The 17,876-nt window shown below is 65.4% G+C and carries 14 protein-coding genes; 9 read left to right on the plus strand and 5 right to left on the minus strand.

Features of this window, described 5'->3' with window-relative positions; all coding sequences use genetic code 11:
- Positions 1-42 precede the first annotated feature (42 nt).
- From CEK29_RS07545 to CEK29_RS07565, 5 genes are read right to left on the minus strand one after another with little or no spacing between them, the layout of a single operon-like run.
- Positions 43-687, minus strand: a complete 645-nt coding sequence (locus tag CEK29_RS07545; protein WP_094857732.1) for a response regulator transcription factor — start codon at positions 685-687, stop codon at positions 43-45.
- A 22-nt stretch (positions 688-709) separates the two neighbouring features.
- Positions 710-2,131 (minus strand): HlyD family type I secretion periplasmic adaptor subunit, encoded by a 1,422-nt coding sequence (locus CEK29_RS07550; RefSeq protein ID WP_094857733.1) that lies wholly within the window; start codon positions 2,129-2,131, stop codon positions 710-712.
- A 7-nt stretch (positions 2,132-2,138) separates the two neighbouring features.
- The gene (locus tag CEK29_RS07555) at positions 2,139-4,304 is read right to left on the minus strand and encodes a type I secretion system permease/ATPase (RefSeq protein WP_094798971.1); all 2,166 of its coding nucleotides are present in this window, start codon (positions 4,302-4,304) and stop codon (positions 2,139-2,141) included.
- Complete coding sequence (locus CEK29_RS07560; RefSeq protein ID WP_094798972.1) at positions 4,288-4,500, minus strand: hypothetical protein; 213 nt, start codon at positions 4,498-4,500, stop codon at positions 4,288-4,290. The genes CEK29_RS07555 and CEK29_RS07560 overlap by 17 nt, the downstream gene beginning before the upstream one ends.
- A 22-nt stretch (positions 4,501-4,522) precedes the next feature.
- A complete protein-coding gene (locus CEK29_RS07565) occupies positions 4,523-6,115 on the minus strand; it encodes a TolC family outer membrane protein (protein WP_094857992.1) in 1,593 nt (530 codons plus the stop codon).
- A 487-nt stretch (positions 6,116-6,602) separates the two neighbouring features.
- Here CEK29_RS07565 and leuC point away from each other — a divergent pair, with 487 nt between their 5' ends.
- From leuC to CEK29_RS07610, 9 genes are all read left to right on the plus strand, one after another.
- Positions 6,603-8,006 (plus strand): 3-isopropylmalate dehydratase large subunit, encoded by a 1,404-nt coding sequence (leuC, locus tag CEK29_RS07570; RefSeq protein ID WP_094798974.1) that lies wholly within the window; start codon positions 6,603-6,605, stop codon positions 8,004-8,006.
- A gap of 13 nt (positions 8,007-8,019) precedes the next feature.
- Positions 8,020-8,670 carry a 3-isopropylmalate dehydratase small subunit gene (leuD, locus tag CEK29_RS07575; RefSeq protein WP_094798975.1) on the plus strand — a complete coding sequence of 217 codons (651 nt, stop codon included), beginning with the start codon at positions 8,020-8,022 and terminating at the stop codon, positions 8,668-8,670.
- 75 nt (positions 8,671-8,745) lie between these two features.
- Positions 8,746-9,822 carry a 3-isopropylmalate dehydrogenase gene (gene leuB / locus CEK29_RS07580; protein ID WP_094857734.1) on the plus strand — a complete coding sequence of 359 codons (1,077 nt, stop codon included), beginning with the start codon at positions 8,746-8,748 and terminating at the stop codon, positions 9,820-9,822.
- A 166-nt stretch (positions 9,823-9,988) separates the two neighbouring features.
- A complete protein-coding gene (gene asd, locus CEK29_RS07585) occupies positions 9,989-11,119 on the plus strand; it encodes an aspartate-semialdehyde dehydrogenase (RefSeq protein WP_094798977.1) in 1,131 nt (376 codons plus the stop codon).
- A 215-nt stretch (positions 11,120-11,334) separates the two neighbouring features.
- The gene (locus CEK29_RS07590; protein ID WP_094857735.1) at positions 11,335-13,320 is read left to right on the plus strand and encodes a type IV pilus assembly protein FimV; all 1,986 of its coding nucleotides are present in this window, start codon (positions 11,335-11,337) and stop codon (positions 13,318-13,320) included.
- Between the two features lie 3 nt (positions 13,321-13,323).
- Positions 13,324-14,130, plus strand: a complete 807-nt coding sequence (gene truA / locus CEK29_RS07595) for a tRNA pseudouridine(38-40) synthase TruA (RefSeq protein WP_094857736.1) — start codon at positions 13,324-13,326, stop codon at positions 14,128-14,130.
- 153 nt (positions 14,131-14,283) lie between these two features.
- On the plus strand, positions 14,284-15,375 hold the full coding sequence (locus CEK29_RS07600) for a TRAP transporter substrate-binding protein (RefSeq protein WP_094798980.1): 1,092 nt from the start codon (positions 14,284-14,286) through the stop codon (positions 15,373-15,375).
- A gap of 204 nt (positions 15,376-15,579) precedes the next feature.
- A complete protein-coding gene (locus CEK29_RS07605; RefSeq protein WP_094857737.1) occupies positions 15,580-16,203 on the plus strand; it encodes a TRAP transporter small permease subunit in 624 nt (207 codons plus the stop codon).
- A 2-nt stretch (positions 16,204-16,205) separates the two neighbouring features.
- Positions 16,206-17,873, plus strand: a complete 1,668-nt coding sequence (locus tag CEK29_RS07610) for a TRAP transporter large permease (RefSeq protein WP_094857738.1) — start codon at positions 16,206-16,208, stop codon at positions 17,871-17,873.
- Positions 17,874-17,876 lie beyond the last annotated feature (3 nt).

Consider the following 17,876-nt stretch of genomic DNA (forward strand, 5'->3'; position numbering starts at 1 on the left):
TACCGGGGGGGACGGTATTGGCCTCCAGGACAGGTTGAACACCTATTTTGCGTGTTCGGTCTGAGGGGCGGTGATGCCGTGCACCAGCAGGGCCAGCTGCAGCCGGTCGCTCACGCCCAGCTTTTCGAAGGCGGCCGATAAATGAGCCTTGACCGTGCGCTCGGTGATGCCCAGCGCCTCGGCGATCTGGGCGTTGGCCTGTCCGTGGGCGGCGCGATGCGCCACCGAGGTCTCGCGTTCGGTCAGCACCCCTCGTGTCCAGGCCGCCGAGCGCTGGCCACGCTCGCTCACCAGTTGCAGCAGACGCCGCACCAGCGAACGGCCCATCCAGGTGCCGCCCGAACTCACCACGTCGAGCACCTGGGCCAGCGAACGCGTCGGGGCGTAGCCGTGGCAATAGCCGAGCGCGCCCGCGCCGAGCGCCTGCGTGCCCTGCTCGTCGTTGGGGTTGGGGCTGGCGACCACGAGCTGCAGGCCGGCCAGGGTCCCCGCCCATGACATGTCTTTCCAGGCCGGCAGGCGGGGCAGGTCGGTGTCCAGCACTGCCAGGCTGCGGCCCTGGTCGCGCCAGCGCGACAGCTCGGACAGCGTGCGGCCGCGGGCGGGCGCCCAGCGTGCCGGGTCGAGCTCGCGCCAGTGCTGCCACAGCAGGTCGTCGTGCGTGATCAACAGGACGGGGGTAGGCATATCGACTCCTTCGGCCCTCCGGTCAGCGTTCGGTAAAGGCGTTTTCCCGGGCGCGCAGGATGGGCTTCAGCAAATACTGCAGCACGGTCCGCTTGCCGGTCAGGATGTGCACCTCCGCGACCATCCCGGGAATGATGGGCAACAGCTTGTCTCCTACCGTGCTGCGATCAGTGCGTACGCGCACGTTGTAGAAGGAATTTCCTTTTTCGTCGGTGACGGTGTCGGCGCCGATCTGCTCGACCTTGCCTTCCAGGCCGCCGTAGATCGCGAAGTCGTACGCCGTGAACTTCACTTCGGCTTTCTGCTGGGGGTGCAGGAAGCCGATATCTCGCGGCTGAATCCGCACCTCGAGCAGCAGCGTGTCGTCCTTGGGCACGATCTCGATGATGTCCTTGCCCGGCTGCACCACGCCGCCCACCGTGTTGTTGAAAAGCGTCTTGACCGTGCCGCGCACCGGCGCCCGCACGTCGGCCAGCCGCACCCGATCCGCCAGTGCCAGCTGGCCTTCGCGCAGCGTCGCCAGCTTGGTGTTGGTTTCCGAGAGCTCGCTGCGCGCCAGGTTGCGGATGTTCAGCTCCGACTCTTCGACCTTGCTCTGCGCTTCCTTGATCGACGACTGAATCCGGTCGATCTGGGCTTCGGCGCCTTTCTGGTCGCCGCAGTAGCGGGCCACGTCGCGTTGCAGGCGCAGCAGATCCACCTCCGACACCGCGCCGCTCTTGAGCAGCGGCCGGGTCACCTGCAGCTCGCGCGAGGTGAGGGCGCAGCTCGATTGGGCCTGATCGCGCTTGGCGATGGTCTCGCGCAGCTCCTCCTGGCGTTGCTTGAGCTGTTCGCGGGCCACGTTGACGGTGGCGTTCAGCTCCGTCGTGCGGGCCTGCCAGGCGTTGCGCTCCGCCTCGCCGATGGCCGGCGCTTCTTTGAGGACACGCTCCGGCGTCACAAACGGCTCGCCGGTGGCCAGCGCCTGCAGCCGAGCCGCTTTGGCCAGCAATGACAGATACTCGGCGTTGTTTTCACCCAGCGACGAGGCGAATCGCGTGGAGTCGACGCGCAACAGCACCTCGCCCGCCTCCACCTCCTGCCCGGGGCGCACCAGGATCTCCTGCACGATGCCCCCGTCCAGGCTCTGCACCACCTGCACCTGCCGAGACGGCACGACCTTGCCTTCGCCGCGCACCACTTCATCGATGTAGCCGAAGGCCGCCCAGGCGAGCAGCAGGGCCACGGCGACCAGGCTCACCCACAGCAGCACACGCGAGCCGCGCGCCTGCGACTGATGAATCACCCACTCGGCATTTCCGACGTAGTCCGAGCGCTGCTCGGGCTTGCCTTTCTCGCTGCCATCCAGAATGCGGTCGAACAGCCGCACGAACGCATTGCGCGGCGCGCGCCACAGTTTGCCGAGGAACGAGGTGTTGTCTTCGCCAGGATTCTTCTGCATGGCTGTCTCAGCTCCCCCGTCCCACGCGGCCCTGCCGCAGCGCTTCCACGACCTGCTCCTTCGGGCCGTCGGCCACGATATGCCCGTTGTCGATCACGATCAGCCGATCCACCAGCTCCAGCAGGGCGGTGCGGTGCGTGACCAGCACGATGGTCTTGTTGGCGGTCGCGTCCACCAGCCGGCGGCGCAGTTGCGCTTCGCTCTGGTTGTCCATGTTGCTGCTGGGCTCGTCCAGCAGCAGGATCGGCGGATCGTTGATCAGCGCGCGAGCCACGGCGACCGACTGGCGCTGGCCGCCCGAGAGCGAATCCCCACGTTCGCCGATCACCATGTCGAAGCCGTTCGGATGCAGATTGGCGAACTCCGTCACGCCTGCCAGGTCGGCCGCGGCCAGGATGCTCGCATCGTCGGCATACGGCGCGCCCATCGACAGGTTGTGCTTGAGGCTGCCGTAAAAAAGCACGGGATCCTGCGGCACATAGCCGATGGCGCGGCGCAGGTCCGAAGGGTCGATCTGGCGGACGTCCACGCCGTCGATCAGCACGGCGCCTTCGGTCGGCTGATACAGCGACAGCGCGAGCTTCTCGAGCGTGGTCTTGCCCGAGCCGATCCGCCCGATGATGGCGACCTTCTCCCCGGGCTTGAGCTTGAACGACACCTTCTTAAGCACGGGCTGCTTGGCGCCCGGGTAGGCGAAGGTCACGTCCCGGAACTCGATCGCGCCATGGAATACCGGGCGGTGCAGAAACTCCGCCTCCGCCGGGCGCTCGATCGGCAGCTTCATATAGTTGTCGATCGAGGCGAGCGAGGTGCGGGCGTTCTGAAACTGCATCAGCAGGCCGGCGATCTGGCCCAGCGGAGCCAGGCAGCGCCCGGCAATCATCGACGCGGCGATGATGCCGCCCATCGAGATGGCCGACTCCTTCGCCTGGTACACGCCGATGATCACCACCGCGATCGACACCAGTTGCTGGGTCGCGGCCACGAAGCCGACGGTGGTGGAAGAAATCAGCTTCAGTTTGCCGCCCGTCTGCGCGATGAACTCGGTCGAACGCTCCCAGTTGCGCTGGATCGCGCCCTGCGCATTGAGCGTCTTCACGGTCTCCATGCCGGCGAGCGCTTCGACCAGGGTGGCGTTGCGTTGCGACGTCGCCTGAAAGCTCGACATCGTCAGCGCTTCCATCCGCGCCTGCGCCGCGAGCGACACCAGCAGGATCAGCACGATGGCCACCACCGGTGGCAACAGCATCCACGGCGAAATCCAGGCCAGCGCCGCCAGAAACAGCACGATGAAGGGCAGGTCGACCAGGGTCGTGATGCTGGCGGAGGCGATGAAGTCGCGGATCGATTCGAACGAGCGCAGGTTGGCGGCAAACGAGCCCACCGACACCGGCTTGCCCTCCATGCGCAGGTCGAGCACGCGCTCCATGATCTGGGCCGAAAGCCGCACGTCCACCCGCTTGCTCGCGCTGTCGACCACATGGGCCCGCGCGGTACTCAGGATCAGGTTGAACAGAATCACCAGCCCGATGCCGATGGCAAGGACCCAGAGCGTTTCGACGGCGTTGTTGGGCACCACCCGGTCATACACGTTCATCGTGAAGAGCGGCATGGCCATGGCAAACACGTTGATCAGCAGCGCGGCGATCAGCGCGTCGCGATACAGCCGGCGGTTCTCCATGATGGCCGCCCAGAACCAATGACGTTCGCGGACCTTGGCCACCTCGGGGGCGCGGGCATCGAAGCGGAACTGCGGCCGCACGAAGCACACCAGGCCGGTGTACTGCTCGGCCAGCGCCGCGCCGTCCATTTCCATGGAGCTGCCGCCCAGTTCGGGATGGCTGACCAGATAAAGATCGCCCTCGCGCTTGAGCAGCAGGCACGCCTTCTCGCCACGCAGCAGCAGAATGGCGGGCAGCAGGTCTTGCGAAATACTGTCGAGCGAGCGCTTGACCACGCGGGCGGCCAGTTGTGCGCGCGCCGCGGCGCGGGGCAGCAGGGCGGGGGTAAGGCGGTGGTCTTCGAGCGGCAGGCCCGCCGAAAGGGCCTGCGGCGTGGTGGTCACGCCGTGTAGTCGCGTGATCTCCACCAGACAGTCCATGAGCGGATCGTCATGGGCCGACTTGGCGTCACCGCGCCATTCGCGCGCCGGTTTTTCAGAGAATTGGTCCATCTTCGTCGTCCAGCAGATCCAGATGTTCGGCAAGGCGCCGGCGCTGCTGCTTGCGCTGCGTCAGCTTGAGCTGGGCCCGCGGCGGCAGATCGGTCAGGCGCAGGGTGCCGTTGGCGATCAAGGCGTCGATCAAATCCTCAAGCACGCGCACGAAGTCCGCGTCGAGCTGCGAAAAGCCTTCTTCCTGGTTGGGCATGCGAGCTCCTTTGCCCGAGCCGTCATGGACGGGACAGGGTGGCATCCTGGCCGCTCGCCGGCGCGCTGCTGGTCAGCGGCGTGAGCGTGGGCGGCAAGGTTCCTTCGTTGTATTTGACCTTCACGGGCTGCAGGCGCGCCGAGTCCGGAACGAGCGAATTGCACAGCTTGATCACGTCGTCCGAAATCGCCAGCTTGCCGTTCTCTTCCGGCATCTCGTCGCGCGCCGGGCGCAGCGACAGCGCCGGCAGCAGGGCATGGGACAAGCCCAGCCAGCGGTACTGCGCGATCTGCAGGTCGTATTCGGCGTTCACGAGCGCGCGGCGCGACTCGAACAGTTCGTTCTCGGTGTTCAACAGGTCGAGCAGCGTGCGCTGCCCGATCTGGAACTGCTCGCGATAGGCATCGCGCACCTTCGACGTGGCGATCTCGTGATCGCGCAGGAAGGGCAGCTGCGCCTGCACCCGGCGAATGTTGTTCCACGCCACGGCCAGATCCTGCTGCACGTTGCGGCAGGTGTAGTCGCGCAGGTCGCGCGAGGCATAGGATTGGGCCGCCGTCTGCCGCACGCGGGCCGAGTCGGCGCCGCCGCGGTACAGGTTGTAGCTCATCACCACCTGCACGCTGGAGCTCTTCACATCTTTGTATTGCGCGGTCGGTTCGTTCTGGTCTTGCCCCGTGGTGGCCACGAACTCGAACTTCGGCGCGAAGGTACCGCGCGACGCGTCCACGCCCGCCTGTGCGGCCTGCATGCTGGCCTGCTTCGACAAAAAGCTGGGGTTGCGGCGCAGCGAATCGTTGAAATCCTTGGGCGAATCCGGCAGGCGCGACGAAATGTCGGGCGCCGGCAGCAGCACCTCGGGCGGCACGATGCCCGTAATGCGCTGGAAACGCTGCTGCACGTCGAGCAGGTTGGCGCTCTCGGTCATCAGATTGGTCTGCGCGAGCGCGAGGCGCCCGCCGGCCTGCTCCTGGTCCACCCGGCGGCCCACGCCGGATTCGGTCCGTTCGTCGATCTGGCCCAGCGTGCTCTGATGCAGCGCGTAATTCTGGCGCGCGAGCGACTCCATGGCGCGGTAGCGTTGCAGGTCGATATACGCCTGGACCGCCTCGACCGCGGTGCTGTCGCTGGTGGCGAGCAGGTCATAAAAACGCGCCAGCTTGTCAAAGCCGGCCTGCTTCACGTCGTTGCGCGTGCGAAAGCCATCGAATATCAGCTGGCGCAGTTCGACGTTATATCCGGGGCGGCTCCAATTCTGATTGCCTTCGTCGGGCACACCGCGCCGAAACTCGCGCCCGTAATAACCCTGGGCATTAACTTGCGGAAAATACGCGCCGCGCGCGACGGTCTGGCCTTCGAGCGCCGACTGAAAATCGTGATAGCGCGCCTGGATCTCCGGATTGGTGAGCAGCGTGCGCTCGACCACCTGCTGCAGAGACAGGCCATTGTCGGGCGCGAGGCCCGGGGCGGGCGCCACTTGTTGCGGCGCCGGCGGCGTGGCGGCGGGCTGAGCGTAGACGGTCGGCACGGCCAGGGCCAGGGCCGCCGTACACCATGGCCAGCGGCCGAAAAGTGCGGCGGCAAGGTAGCCGGGCACGCGCGCGGCGAGGGACATCACGCCACGATTCGAGGCACCGCCCGACGCCCCCTCGCGCGCATACGCGCCGGCGTGGCTGCGCGAGCTAAGACGAAACAAATACACACATCCGCGCAACATCGTCAGCCGTCTCCTAAGTCGAGCGAGTGTAAGCAGTGTGCCCGACTATCCCGTATTAATGCGTATTAAGTCGCATTGTTTTTCATTCAATGGGGATAATTCGAAACTAAAAGATATATAAATGGCTGTTTTGTGTCTACAACTTGATTGAGTAACTTTCTGTTTAGAAAACCGTTACGTTTGAGAATATTTTTTAATCATGATGAGACGCCTGTCGACTCAACGGTCGTCACGAAGCGGGTAGTAGCAGTACTAGTATTAGTGGTTGGGTTGTACTAGGTTGGGCGCGTGGGCATAATTCGCGGATGCCGCAGTTGCCCGGCATGGAGCGCCTCCCGGCGCTCGCCGGGGCACGAGGCGGATCGACCCCACTTAGAGCGCTTTCATGGCCCAATCTCTGTACGACAAACTCTGGGACGCCCACGTCGTCCACCAGGAATCCGACGGTACCTGTCTGCTCTATATCGACCGGCACCTGCTGCATGAGGTCACGAGCCCGCAGGCCTTCGAGGGGCTGGCCATCGCCGGCCGCAAGCCGTGGCGCACCAGCGCCAACCTGGCGGTCGCCGACCACAACGTGCCCACCATCAACCGCGCCCGCGGTATCGATGATCCGATTTCCAAGCTGCAGGTCGACACGCTCGACGCCAACTGCGATAAGTACGGCATCACCGAATTCCGCATGAATGACCTGCGTCAGGGCATCGTGCACGTCATCGGCCCGGAGCAGGGCGCGACGCTCCCCGGCATGACCGTGGTTTGCGGCGACTCGCACACCAGCACGCACGGCGCCATGGGCGCGCTGGCTTTCGGCATCGGCACCTCCGAGGTCGAGCATGTGCTCGCCACGCAGACGCTGCTGATGAAGAAGGCCAAGAGCATGCTGATCAACGTCGAAGGCGAACTGCCCTTCGGCTGCACCGCCAAAGACGTGGTCCTGCACATCATCGGCATCATCGGCACCGCGGGCGGTACCGGTCACGCCATCGAGTTCGCCGGTAGCGCCATCCGTGGTCTGTCCATGGAAGGCCGCATGACGGTCTGCAACATGGCCATCGAAGCCGGTGCGCGCTCGGGCATGGTCGCCGTCGACGACAAGACGATCGAATACTTCCGTGGCCGTCCGTTCTCGCCCGTGGGCGTGCTCTGGGACCAGGCCGTCTCCTACTGGCGCACCCTGCACTCCGAGCCGGGCGCCAAGTTCGACCGCGTGATCAACGTCGAAGCGCGCGATATCAAGCCGCAGGTCACTTGGGGCACGTCGCCCGAGATGGTGCTGCCGGTCGATGGCCGCGTGCCCGATCCCGACCGTGAAAAAGACGATGTGCGCCGCAGCGGCATGGAGCGCGCGCTCGACTACATGGGCCTCAAGCCCAACACCCCGCTGGTTGACATTCGCATCGACCGGGTCTTCATCGGATCCTGTACCAATTCCCGCATCGAAGATCTGCGCGCCGCCGCCGCGGTCGCGCGTGGCAAGCGTGTGGCCGCCAATGTGCGCCAGGCGATGGTCGTGCCGGGCTCCGGTCTGGTCAAGCAGCAGGCCGAGCGCGAAGGCCTCGACAAGATTTTCATCGAAGCCGGTTTCGAGTGGCGCGAGCCGGGCTGCTCGATGTGTCTGGCCATGAACGCCGATCGTCTCGAGCCCGGCGAGCGTTGTGCCTCCACCTCGAACCGCAACTTCGAAGGCCGTCAGGGCCAGGGTGGCCGCACGCACCTGGTGAGCCCCGCCATGGCGGCCGCCGCCGCCTGCGCCGGTCATTTTGTCGACGTCCGCACCTATCGTTAAGCGAGAGCCTCACATGCAAGCATTCACCACTCACGAAGGCCTGGTTGCGCCGCTCGATCGCGAAAACGTCGACACCGACCTGATCATTCCGAAGCAGTTTCTCAAGTCGATCAAGCGCACGGGCTTCGGTCCCAATCTGTTCGACGAGCTCCGTTATCTGGACCACGGCGAACCCGGCATGGACAACAGCAAGCGTCCGCTCAACCCAGACTTCGTGCTGAACCAGCCGCGCTATCAGGGTGCCTCGATCCTGCTGGCCCGCAAGAATTTCGGCTGCGGCTCGAGCCGCGAGCACGCCCCGTGGGCGCTTACGCAATACGGCTTTCGCGCGATCATTGCGCCGTCGTATGCCGACATTTTCTTCAACAACAGCTTCAAGAACGGCCTGCTGCCCATCGTGCTGACCGAGCTCGAAGTGGCGCGCCTGTTCGATGAAGTGCGGGCGTTCCCCAACTACAAGCTCAAGGTCGACCTCGATCGTCAGGTCGTGACCACGCCCGGTGGCGACAGCATGGGCTTCGACATCGAACCGTTCCGCAAGTATTGCCTGCTCAACGGTTTCGACGACATCGGCCTGACCCTGCGCCAGTCCGACAAGATCCGTGCGTTCGAGGCCGAACGCCTCGCGCGTCACCCCTGGCTCGAAAGCCGTCCGGTCGCCTGAGGCCGGTGTCGCATTCCGGCCGGCGCCGCGTGTCGCGGCGCCGGTCTTTCATACTGATTTCCAGGAATTGATTCCATGACTCATCAGATCGCAGTGCTCCCCGGCGACGGGATCGGCCCCGAAATCGTCGAACAGGCCGTGCGCGTGCTCAAGGCGCTCGACGTGTCGTTCGACCTGCGCGAGGCCCCCGTGGGCGGCGCCGCCTTCGACAAGTTCGAACATCCGCTGCCGCCTGCCACGCTCGATCTCGCCAAGAGCTCCGCCGCCGTGCTGTTCGGCGCCGTGGGCGACTGGAAATACGACACGCTGCCGCGTGAGTTCCGTCCCGAGCAGGCGATTCTGGGTCTGCGCAAGGCGCTGGGCCTGTTCGCGAACCTGCGTCCGGCCATTCTGTACCCCGAGCTCGCCAGCGCATCGTCGCTCAAGCCCGAGATCGTGTCGGGTCTCGATCTGCTGATCATCCGCGAGCTCACCGGCGACATCTATTTCGGCACCCCGCGCGGCGTGCGCAATGCGCCCGACGGCAGCTTTGCCGGCGAACGCGAAGGCTACGACACGATGCGCTACGCCGAAACCGAAGTGCGCCGCATCGCGCGCATCGGCTTCGAATCGGCCCGCAAGCGCAACAAGAAGCTGTGCAGCGTCGACAAGGCCAACGTCCTCGAGACCTCGCAGTTCTGGCGCGACCTGGTCATCGAGGTGAGCCGCGAATACCCGGACGTCGAGCTGTCGCACATGTATGTCGACAATGCCGCCATGCAGCTCGTGCGCAACCCGCGCCAGTTCGACGTGATCGTCACCGGTAATCTGTTCGGCGACATCCTGTCCGACGAAGCCGCCATGCTCACGGGCTCGATCGGCATGCTGCCCTCGGCCTCGCTCAATGCCTCGGGCCAGGGTCTCTACGAACCCAGCCACGGCTCGGCGCCCGACATCGCGGGCAAGGGCATCGCCAATCCGCTGGCCACCATTCTGTCGGCCGCGATGCTGCTGCGTTATTCGCTGGATCTGGCCCCGCAGGCCGATCGCATCGAAGCCGCCGTGCGCAAGGTGCTAGCCGATGGTCTGCGTACCGCCGACATCCACGAAGCCGGTACGACCAAGGTCTCGACCGCCGAAATGGGCGACGCCGTGCTCAAGGCGCTTGCCTGATCTGTCTGCTTTTCCCGCGGCCACCCGTCGTGAGTACGCGACAGGTGGCCGTTTTATGCAAATCGTCCCTCTTTTTTTACGGTGCACCGCAGCAAGGCTGCGCGCATTCTGATAAATTGGACAGGATTATTACTTCACATTCAGACCCTAACTTAAGAGCCCAGAAATGACGCAAGCAGTAGGCCTCGTCGGTTGGCGCGGTATGGTCGGTTCGGTACTCATGCAGCGCATGCGTGACGAAAACGACTTCGCACTCATCGAACCCGTATTCTTCTCCACCAGCAATGCCGGTGGTGCCGCGCCCAAATGGGCCGAAGGCGCTGGCGCGCTGCAAGATGCATACGACATCGAAGCCCTCAAAAAACTGCCGATTATTCTGACTGCGCAAGGCGGCGACTACACCACCGAGGTGTATCCGAAGCTGCGCGCCGCGGGCTGGAAGGGCATCTGGATCGACGCGGCGAGCACGCTGCGCATGGCCGACGACGCCATCATCGTGCTCGACCCGGTCAACCGTCCGGTGATCGATGCCGCGCTCAAGCGCGGCGTGCGCAACTTCATCGGCGGCAACTGCACCGTCAGCTGCATGCTGATGGGCCTGGCCGGCCTGTTCAACAACGACCTGGTCGACTGGATGACCTCCATGACCTACCAGGCCGCCTCGGGAGGCGGCGCGCAGCATATGCGCGAGCTGCTGACCCAGTTCGGCGAGCTCAACGGCGCCGTCAAGGGCTTGCTCGATGATCCGGCCTCCGCCATTCTCGAGATCGACCGTGGCGTGCTGGCCAAGCAAAAAGACGCCAGCCTGCCGCAAGAGCATTTCGGTGTTCCGCTGGGCGGCAACCTGATCCCCTGGATCGACAAGGACCTGGGCAACGGCATGACCCGCGAAGAGTGGAAGGCCGGCGTCGAGACCAACAAGATCCTCGGTCGCGGCGAGGCCTTCGGCACGCCCGCCACCCCGATCGATGGTCTGTGCGTGCGCATCGGCGCGATGCGCTGCCATAGCCAGGCTCTCACGATCAAGCTCAAGCGCGATGTCCCGCTCGACGAGATCGAAGACATCATCGCCAGCGGCACGCAGTGGGCCAAGGTCGTTCCCAACACCAAGGAAGCCACCGTCAACGCCCTGACGCCGGTCGCCGTGACGGGCACGCTCGACATCCCCGTCGGCCGCATGCGCAAGCTGAGCATGGGTCCGGAATATCTGAGCGCCTTTACCGTGGGCGACCAGCTGCTGTGGGGCGCGGCCGAGCCGCTGCGCCGCATGCTGCGCATCGCGCTGGCCGAGGCCTGAGCACGCGGTTTGCATGGCAAAAGAAGGCACCTGCGGGTGCCTTCTTCATATCTGTACGTCTCGCGTGGGGCCATTCCACCGGAGACGGGAGCGTCGCCCATATGAGTTGTTTATGAATCTGGGCCGATCCATTACACTTTTCGCACGCTAAGCAGCCCGGTGACAACCGCGTCCCCGACGCGCTCTCCCGGGCCCAGGACACGGAATAACACGATATGAGTTCGTCTTCGCGCCAGTTGCCCCCTGTCTCCCGCCATCGCGCCCTCGCGTGGGCGGTCGCGCTGGCGATGGGGGCGAGCGCCGTCTCCGGGGCGCACGCCGCTCGTCTGGGGCACGCGCGTGTCGTTTCCGCGCCCGGGGCGCCGCTACAGGTCAGCGTGCCGGTGCTCGAGCTCACGCCCGACGAAGAATCCAGCCTGCAGGTCACGCTCGCGCCCGCGACTGCGTGGCAGGCCGCCGGCCTGACGCCGCCCGCTCCGTTGTCCAGCCTGCGTTTGCGTGTCGAGCCCGGCACCGGGGGATCGCGCACGGTCATCGTGGCGGCCGATCAGCCGCCCGCGCGCGACGCGGTCGACGTGCTGCTCAATCTGCGCTCGAGCGCGGGTGAGCGGCTGGTGCAGGTCACCATTCTCGTGCCGGCTCGCACCACGCCGGAGATCCAGCGCGCCACCACCGGCCAGGCGCCGGCGTCCGCCAGCAGCGGCAATGTTCGCGTGCGCACGGGCGATACGCTCTACGGCATCGCGCAGCGCAACGCCGTGCCCGACGCCACGATCTATCAGATGTTGGTCGCCCTGTGGCGTGCCAATCCGAACGCGTTCATCGACAACAACATGAATCGCGTGCGCGCGGGGCAGACGCTCGCCGTGCCGGATGCCGCCACCGTGCGCGCCATCGACCCGGCCGAAGCGCGCCGTATCTATATTGAGCAGGTCGAAGCCTATGCCCGCTGGCGTGCCCGTCTGGGCGGCAGCGCGGTCGACGCGCGCGTCGGCGGCGCGCCGGCCAGCGCGGGCCGCGTGTCGGGTCCCGAGACGGGCGGCAACGCCCAGGCCACGCCCAATCAGGACCGCCTGCGTCTGTCGGGCGGCGCCGCGGCCAACCCGGGCGACGCCGCTGCCGATAGCCGCACGTCCGAGGGCCGCGCGCTGAGCGACGCTCAACAACGCGTCGACACCTTGCAGTCCAACGTGCAGGCACTCAACGAGGCCAGCGGCAACACGTCGTCTGGCCAGGGCGCTGCAGGCCAGGGCGCAGCGGGCCAAGGCGCAGCAGGTCAGGGCGCAGCAGGCCAAGGCGCAGCAGGCCAAGGCGCAGCAGGTCAGGGCGCGGCAGGTCAGGGCGCAGCAGGCCAAGGCGCAGCAGGCCAGGGCGCAGCAGGCCAGGGCGCAGCAGGCCAGGGCGCAGCGGGCCAGGGCGCAGCAGGCCAGGGCGCAGCAGGCCAAGGCGCAGCAAGCCAGGGCGCGGCAGGTCAGGGCGCAGCAGGCCAAGGCGCAGCAGGCCAGGGCGCAGCAGGCCAAGGCGCAGCAGGCCAAGGCACAGCAGGCCAGGGCGCGGCAGGCCAAGGCGCGGCAGGCCAAGGCGCAGCAGGCCAAGGCGCGGCAGGCCAAGGCGCAGCAGGCCAGGGCGCAGCAGGCCAGGGCGCAGCAGGTCAGGGCGCGGCAGGTCAGGGCGCGGCAGGCCAGGGCGCAGCAGGCCAAGGCGCAGCAGGCCAGGGCGCGGCAGGCCAGGGTGCAGCAGGTCAGGGTGCAGCAGGTCCGGGCGCAGCAGGCCAAGGCGCAGCAGGCCAGGGCGCCGCAGGCACGGGCGCCGCGGCTGGCGCCAACACGGCGTCGGCGATCGGTGGTGGCTCGGGTTCGAGTGCTTCGGGATCCGGCTCTTCCGCTGGCGCAGGCTCGCCCATCGTGGTGCCCAACGCGCCCGCATCCACCAAAGCCAAGGACTCCGCGAGCGGCATGCCCTCGTGGCTGGCGGATAATCTGCTTGCGATCGTGACCGCCTTCCTGGCCCTCATCGTGTTCATCATCGCCTGGGCATTGCGCCGCGCAGGCACGCGCCGCGGCGATGACGACGAAGAAACACCTTTCACCGAACCGGCGCCGCTGAACGAAGCCGCGCTCAACCGCAGGCTCAACGAGATCAACCTCGACCTCGATCAACCTCCGACGGACGAGCGGCGGCCGGGCAGTACCCGGACCTGATTCATGACCCGTATTGCTTTGGGGCTGTCGTACGACGGCTCCGCCTGGCAAGGGTGGCAGACGCAGCCGCACGGCATCACCGTGCAGGACTGCCTCGAAGCCGCCCTTGGCCAGTTTGCCGGCACCGGCACGCCGATCCCCACCATTTGCGCTGGCCGCACCGACACCGGTGTGCACGCGGCCATGCAGGTCGTGCACCTCGATACCACCCTGAACCGCCGCGACGAATCCTGGGTGCGCGGCGTCAATGCGTTCCTGCCGCCCTCCGTGGCGGTGCTGTGGGCGCAGACCGTGCCCGAGACGTTCCACGCCAGGTTTTCCGCTCGGGCCCGCACCTATCACTACCTGTTGTGGCGCGGCCGCGTGCGCCCGCCGCTGTGGGCGGGCCGCGCCGGCTGGTGCTTCCAGCCGCTGGACCTCGACGCCATGCGCGCCGGAGCCGCCCAGCTGCTGGGCGAGCACGATTTCTCCAGTTTCCGCTCCTCGCAGTGTCAGGCGAAGCATCCCGTGCGCACCATGACGCGCCTGGATATCACCGAGTACGGTCAATTCGTTGTATTCACGCTGCAGGCCAATGCGTTCTTGCACCACATGGTGCGCAACCTGATCGGCGCCTTGTTGCAGGTGGGGCAGGGGCGCGAGTCCGTTGAGTGGATGGGCCAGTTGCTGGCCGCGCGTGACCGCAGGCGGGGCGCGCCCACCTTCATGGCGGACGGACTCTATTTGAGCGCCGTGGATTATCCGGACGAGTTCGCGTTGCCCGGCTTGGATGGCAGCGACGCCATTCTCGGACACTTCAGCGCGCAGTAAGGGTAATCAGCAGCACGCAAGGCTGGCTTGCGCCGATATCATTGCCACGCGGAAAAAAGACCTCTGAAGACGCTACCGCGCCGATCGGAGTATCGCGTCCTCACACGGGGCGCTGGCATGTGTCAGGCCCGTCCAAAACACTGGAGACAAGCAATGCAACGCCGTTCCTTCCTCAAGAAGGCCGCGCTTGGCGCGGCTGCCGGGGGCGCTACCCTCGCGGCCCCCGCCATCGCCCAGGAAGCCCCCACGCTCAACTGGCGCCTCGCTTCAAGCTTTCCCCGCAGTGCCGATGCCATCTATTCCGGCGGCGAAAACTTCGCCAAATACGTCCGCGAAGCCACCGACGGCAAGTTCCAGATCCGCGCGTTTCCCGCCGGCGAAATCGTTCCGGCGCTGCAAGTGCTCGATGGCGTGCAAAACGGCACGATCGAATGCGGCCACACCGCCTCCTACTATTACTTCGGCAAGGACCCGGCGCTCTGCTTCGACGCCGCGGTGCCGTTCGGTCTGAACACGCGCCAGATGAACGCCTGGATGCGCCACGGCGATGGGCTCAAGCTCACCCGTGAAATGTTCAAGAAATACAAGATCGTCAACTTCCCTTGCGGCTACACCGGCACCCAGATGGGCGGCTGGTTCCGCAATGAAATCAAGACCGTGGACGACCTCAAGGGCCTGAAGTTCCGCTGCTCGGCATTCGCCGGCGCCGTGCTCTCGCGCCTGGGCGTCGTGCCGCAGCAGATCGCGGGCGGCGACATCTATCCCGCCCTCGAAAAGGGCACCATCGACGGCGCCGAGTGGATCGGCCCCTACGACGACGAAAAGCTCGGCTTTCATAAGGTGGCGCGCAATTACTACTTCCCGGGCTGGTGGGAAGGCACGCTGCAGGTCTCGCTCTACGTCAACGAAGACGCCTATGCCAAGCTGCCCAAGGGCTATCAGGCCGTGCTGGCTCAGGCCTCGGCGGCCGCGACCAACGACATGATCGCCAAGTACGACGCCGAAAACCCGGCCGCCCTGCGGCGTCTGGTGGCCGACGGCGCGGTGCTCAAGGCGTTCCCGAAGGCCGTCATGGACGCGTGCTACGCCGAGTCGCAGAAGCTCTATCAAGAGTACGCGGCCAAGGATCCCATGTTCAAACAGCTGTACGAGAGCATGGTCGCCTTCCGCGACAACGAGATTCCCTGGTTCCGTGTGGCTGAAGGCAGCTACGACGGTTTCATGGGTACCATCGGCCGCAAGTAATCCGGGCGCGTCGGGCCGTTTCAGGCGTCGGGCAGGCTAACAGGCTAAAATCCTGGGCTTTGCCCGGCGCGGACACTGTCAAAAGCGGTGCTGCGGGGCCACCTCCAGCACGCGGGCAGCACCTGGCAACCCCAAAGCGGTCGCGTGTCGAATTCGGTGTGCGCTTACCCCTGGCGCAACACCTAACATTGCCAATCTCCCATCATGAAAGCTTTGCTCGCCTTGTCGCGCGTCATCGACGCGCTGAACCAGCGAGTTGGACGCGCCGTGACCTGGGTGACCTTGCTGGTGGTGCTGGTCAGTGCCGGTAACGCTATTGTGCGCAAGGTCTTCCATACGAGCTCCAACGCCTGGCTCGAACTGCAGTGGTACATGTTCGGCGCGATGTTCCTGCTGACCGCCGGCTACACCCTGCTCAAAAACGAACACGTGCGCGTCGACATCCTGTCGTCGCGCCTGCCGCGCAACAAGCAGATCTGGATCGAAATCTTCGGCGTCCTGTTCTTTCTGCTGCCGGCGTGCACGCTGATCATGTATCTGTCGTGGCCGGTTTTCGTCGATTCGTATGTCAGCAACGAGCAGTCGTCCAACACGGGCGGCCTCATCCGCTGGCCGGTCAAGCTCATGATTCCGGTCGGCTTCGGCCTGCTGGTGCTTGCGGGCATTTCGCATCTGATCAAGTGCGTGGGTTATCTGCGAGGCCTGTGCCCGGATCCCATCGCCCGCGAAAACGCCAAGACCGCCGAACAGCTGCTGGCCGAAGAGATCGCCCGTGAAGCGCTCGAGCGCGAAGCGGCCCTCCAACAACAAAACCAACAAGGCCGCTGATCATGGAGTTTTTCATCGCCAATCTGGCGCCGATCATGTTCGCCACGCTGGTGCTGTTCCTGCTGCTGGGTTTCCCGGTTGCGTTCGCATTGGCCGCCAACGGCATCCTTTACGGCCTGGTGGGCATGGAGTTGGGCCTGCTCAACTCCTCGCTGTTCCAGGCGTTGCCCCAGCGTGTATTCGGCATCATTTCCAACGACACCCTGCTCGCGGTGCCGTTCTTCACGCTCATGGGGCTGGTGCTCGAGCGATCCGGCATGGCCGAAGACCTGCTCGAGACCATCGGTCAGGTGTTCGGTCCGCTGCGCGGCGGCCTCGCCATCGCGGTGGTGTTCGTGGGCGCCATGCTCGCGGCCACGACCGGCGTGGTGTCGGCTTCCGTCATTTCGATGGGCCTGATCTCGCTGCCCATCATGCTGCGCTACGGGTATGACCGAAGGCTGGCCAGCGGCGTGATCGCGGCGTCAGGCACGCTGTCGCAGATCATTCCGCCGTCGCTCGTGCTGATCATTCTGGCCGACCAGCTCGGCCGCTCGATCGGCGACATGTACCGCGCGGCCATGATCCCCGGCTTCCTGCTGGCAGGTTCGTACATCCTGTACATCGTGTTGATGTCGTTCATCAAGCCGTCGTCGGCGCCGGCGCTGCCCGAAGAGGCACGCATCTATCGCGAGCCCAATGGTTCGCGGGGCGGTCGCTCGCTGCTCGTGCTGATGATCTTCGCGACCGTGGCTGCGTACTTCCTGGGTCAATGGATCGAGAACGACACGGCGCCCGTCGACGAAAAGGTCGTGGTCAGCCTGCTGCTGTGGGGCGTGGTGGCCTTCGTCGTCGCTTCGGCCGACAAGATCTTCAAGCTCAACCTGCTCTCGCAGCTGGCGCAGCGCGTGGTGTTCGTGATGATCCCGCCGCTGTTCCTGATCTTCCTGGTGCTCGGCACGATCTTCATCGGCGTGGCAACGCCAACCGAAGGCGGCGCCATGGGTGCGGTCGGCGCCATCATCATGGCCCTGATCCGTCGCCGTCTCACGCTCGACCTGATGAAGCAGGCCATGGACACCACGACCAAGCTGTCGTGCTTCGTGGTGTTCATCCTGGTGGGCTCGACCGTGTTCGGTCTGACCTTCCGCGGCGTGAACGGCGACCTCTGGGTCGAGCATCTGCTGATCGGTCTGCCGGGTGGCGAATGGGGCTTCCTGATCGTGGTCAGCGTGATGACCTTCCTGCTCGCGTTCTTCCTCGACTTCTTCGAGCTGGCGTTCATCATCGTGCCGCTGCTCGGCCCGGTGGCCGACAAGATGGGGATCGACCTGATCTGGTTCGGCATCATCCTGGCCGTGAACATGCAGACCTCGTTCATGCATCCGCCATTCGGCTTTGCGCTGTTCTATCTGCGCTCGGTCGCGCCCAAGGATCCCTACAAGGACAAGGTCACGGGCAAGCTGATCCAGCCTGTCACGACGGGCCAGATCTACTGGGGTTCGGTGCCGTTCATCGTGATCCAGCTGGTCATGGTCGCCGCGGTCATGATCTTCCCGGGCATGGTGATGCACTACAAGGGTGAACAGTCGAAGATCGACCCGTCGACGATCAAGATCGAAGCCGAGGGCGGTTATGGGACTAACATATATAGTAATGACGACGCCGACCCGAGCGCCGCATTCAAGTAATCC

Origin of the sequence: Bordetella genomosp. 5 (assembly GCF_002261475.1) — a bacterium.
Classification (GTDB): Bacteria; Pseudomonadota; Gammaproteobacteria; order Burkholderiales; family Burkholderiaceae_B; genus Bordetella.

Excerpts from the sequence above, each read along its gene's own strand:
- CEK29_RS07560 (WP_094798972.1), bottom strand. The coding sequence starts at position 4,500 with ATGCCCAACCAGGAAGAAGGCTTTTCGCAGCTCGACGCGGACTTCGTG.
- CEK29_RS07610 (WP_094857738.1), top strand. The coding sequence starts at position 16,206 with ATGGAGTTTTTCATCGCCAATCTGGCGCCGATCATGTTCGCCACGCTG.
- CEK29_RS07550 (WP_094857733.1), bottom strand. The coding sequence starts at position 2,131 with ATGCAGAAGAATCCTGGCGAAGACAACACCTCGTTCCTCGGCAAACTG.
- truA (WP_094857736.1), top strand. The coding sequence starts at position 13,324 with ATGACCCGTATTGCTTTGGGGCTGTCGTACGACGGCTCCGCCTGGCAA.
- leuD (WP_094798975.1), top strand. The coding sequence starts at position 8,020 with ATGCAAGCATTCACCACTCACGAAGGCCTGGTTGCGCCGCTCGATCGC.
- CEK29_RS07605 (WP_094857737.1), top strand. The coding sequence starts at position 15,580 with ATGAAAGCTTTGCTCGCCTTGTCGCGCGTCATCGACGCGCTGAACCAG.
- CEK29_RS07555 (WP_094798971.1), bottom strand. The coding sequence starts at position 4,304 with ATGGACCAATTCTCTGAAAAACCGGCGCGCGAATGGCGCGGTGACGCC.
- CEK29_RS07600 (WP_094798980.1), top strand. The coding sequence starts at position 14,284 with ATGCAACGCCGTTCCTTCCTCAAGAAGGCCGCGCTTGGCGCGGCTGCC.
- CEK29_RS07565 (WP_094857992.1), bottom strand. The coding sequence starts at position 6,115 with ATGTCCCTCGCCGCGCGCGTGCCCGGCTACCTTGCCGCCGCACTTTTC.
- asd (WP_094798977.1), top strand. The coding sequence starts at position 9,989 with ATGACGCAAGCAGTAGGCCTCGTCGGTTGGCGCGGTATGGTCGGTTCG.
- CEK29_RS07590 (WP_094857735.1), top strand. The coding sequence starts at position 11,335 with ATGAGTTCGTCTTCGCGCCAGTTGCCCCCTGTCTCCCGCCATCGCGCC.
- CEK29_RS07545 (WP_094857732.1), bottom strand. The coding sequence starts at position 687 with ATGCCTACCCCCGTCCTGTTGATCACGCACGACGACCTGCTGTGGCAG.
- leuC (WP_094798974.1), top strand. The coding sequence starts at position 6,603 with ATGGCCCAATCTCTGTACGACAAACTCTGGGACGCCCACGTCGTCCAC.
- leuB (WP_094857734.1), top strand. The coding sequence starts at position 8,746 with ATGACTCATCAGATCGCAGTGCTCCCCGGCGACGGGATCGGCCCCGAA.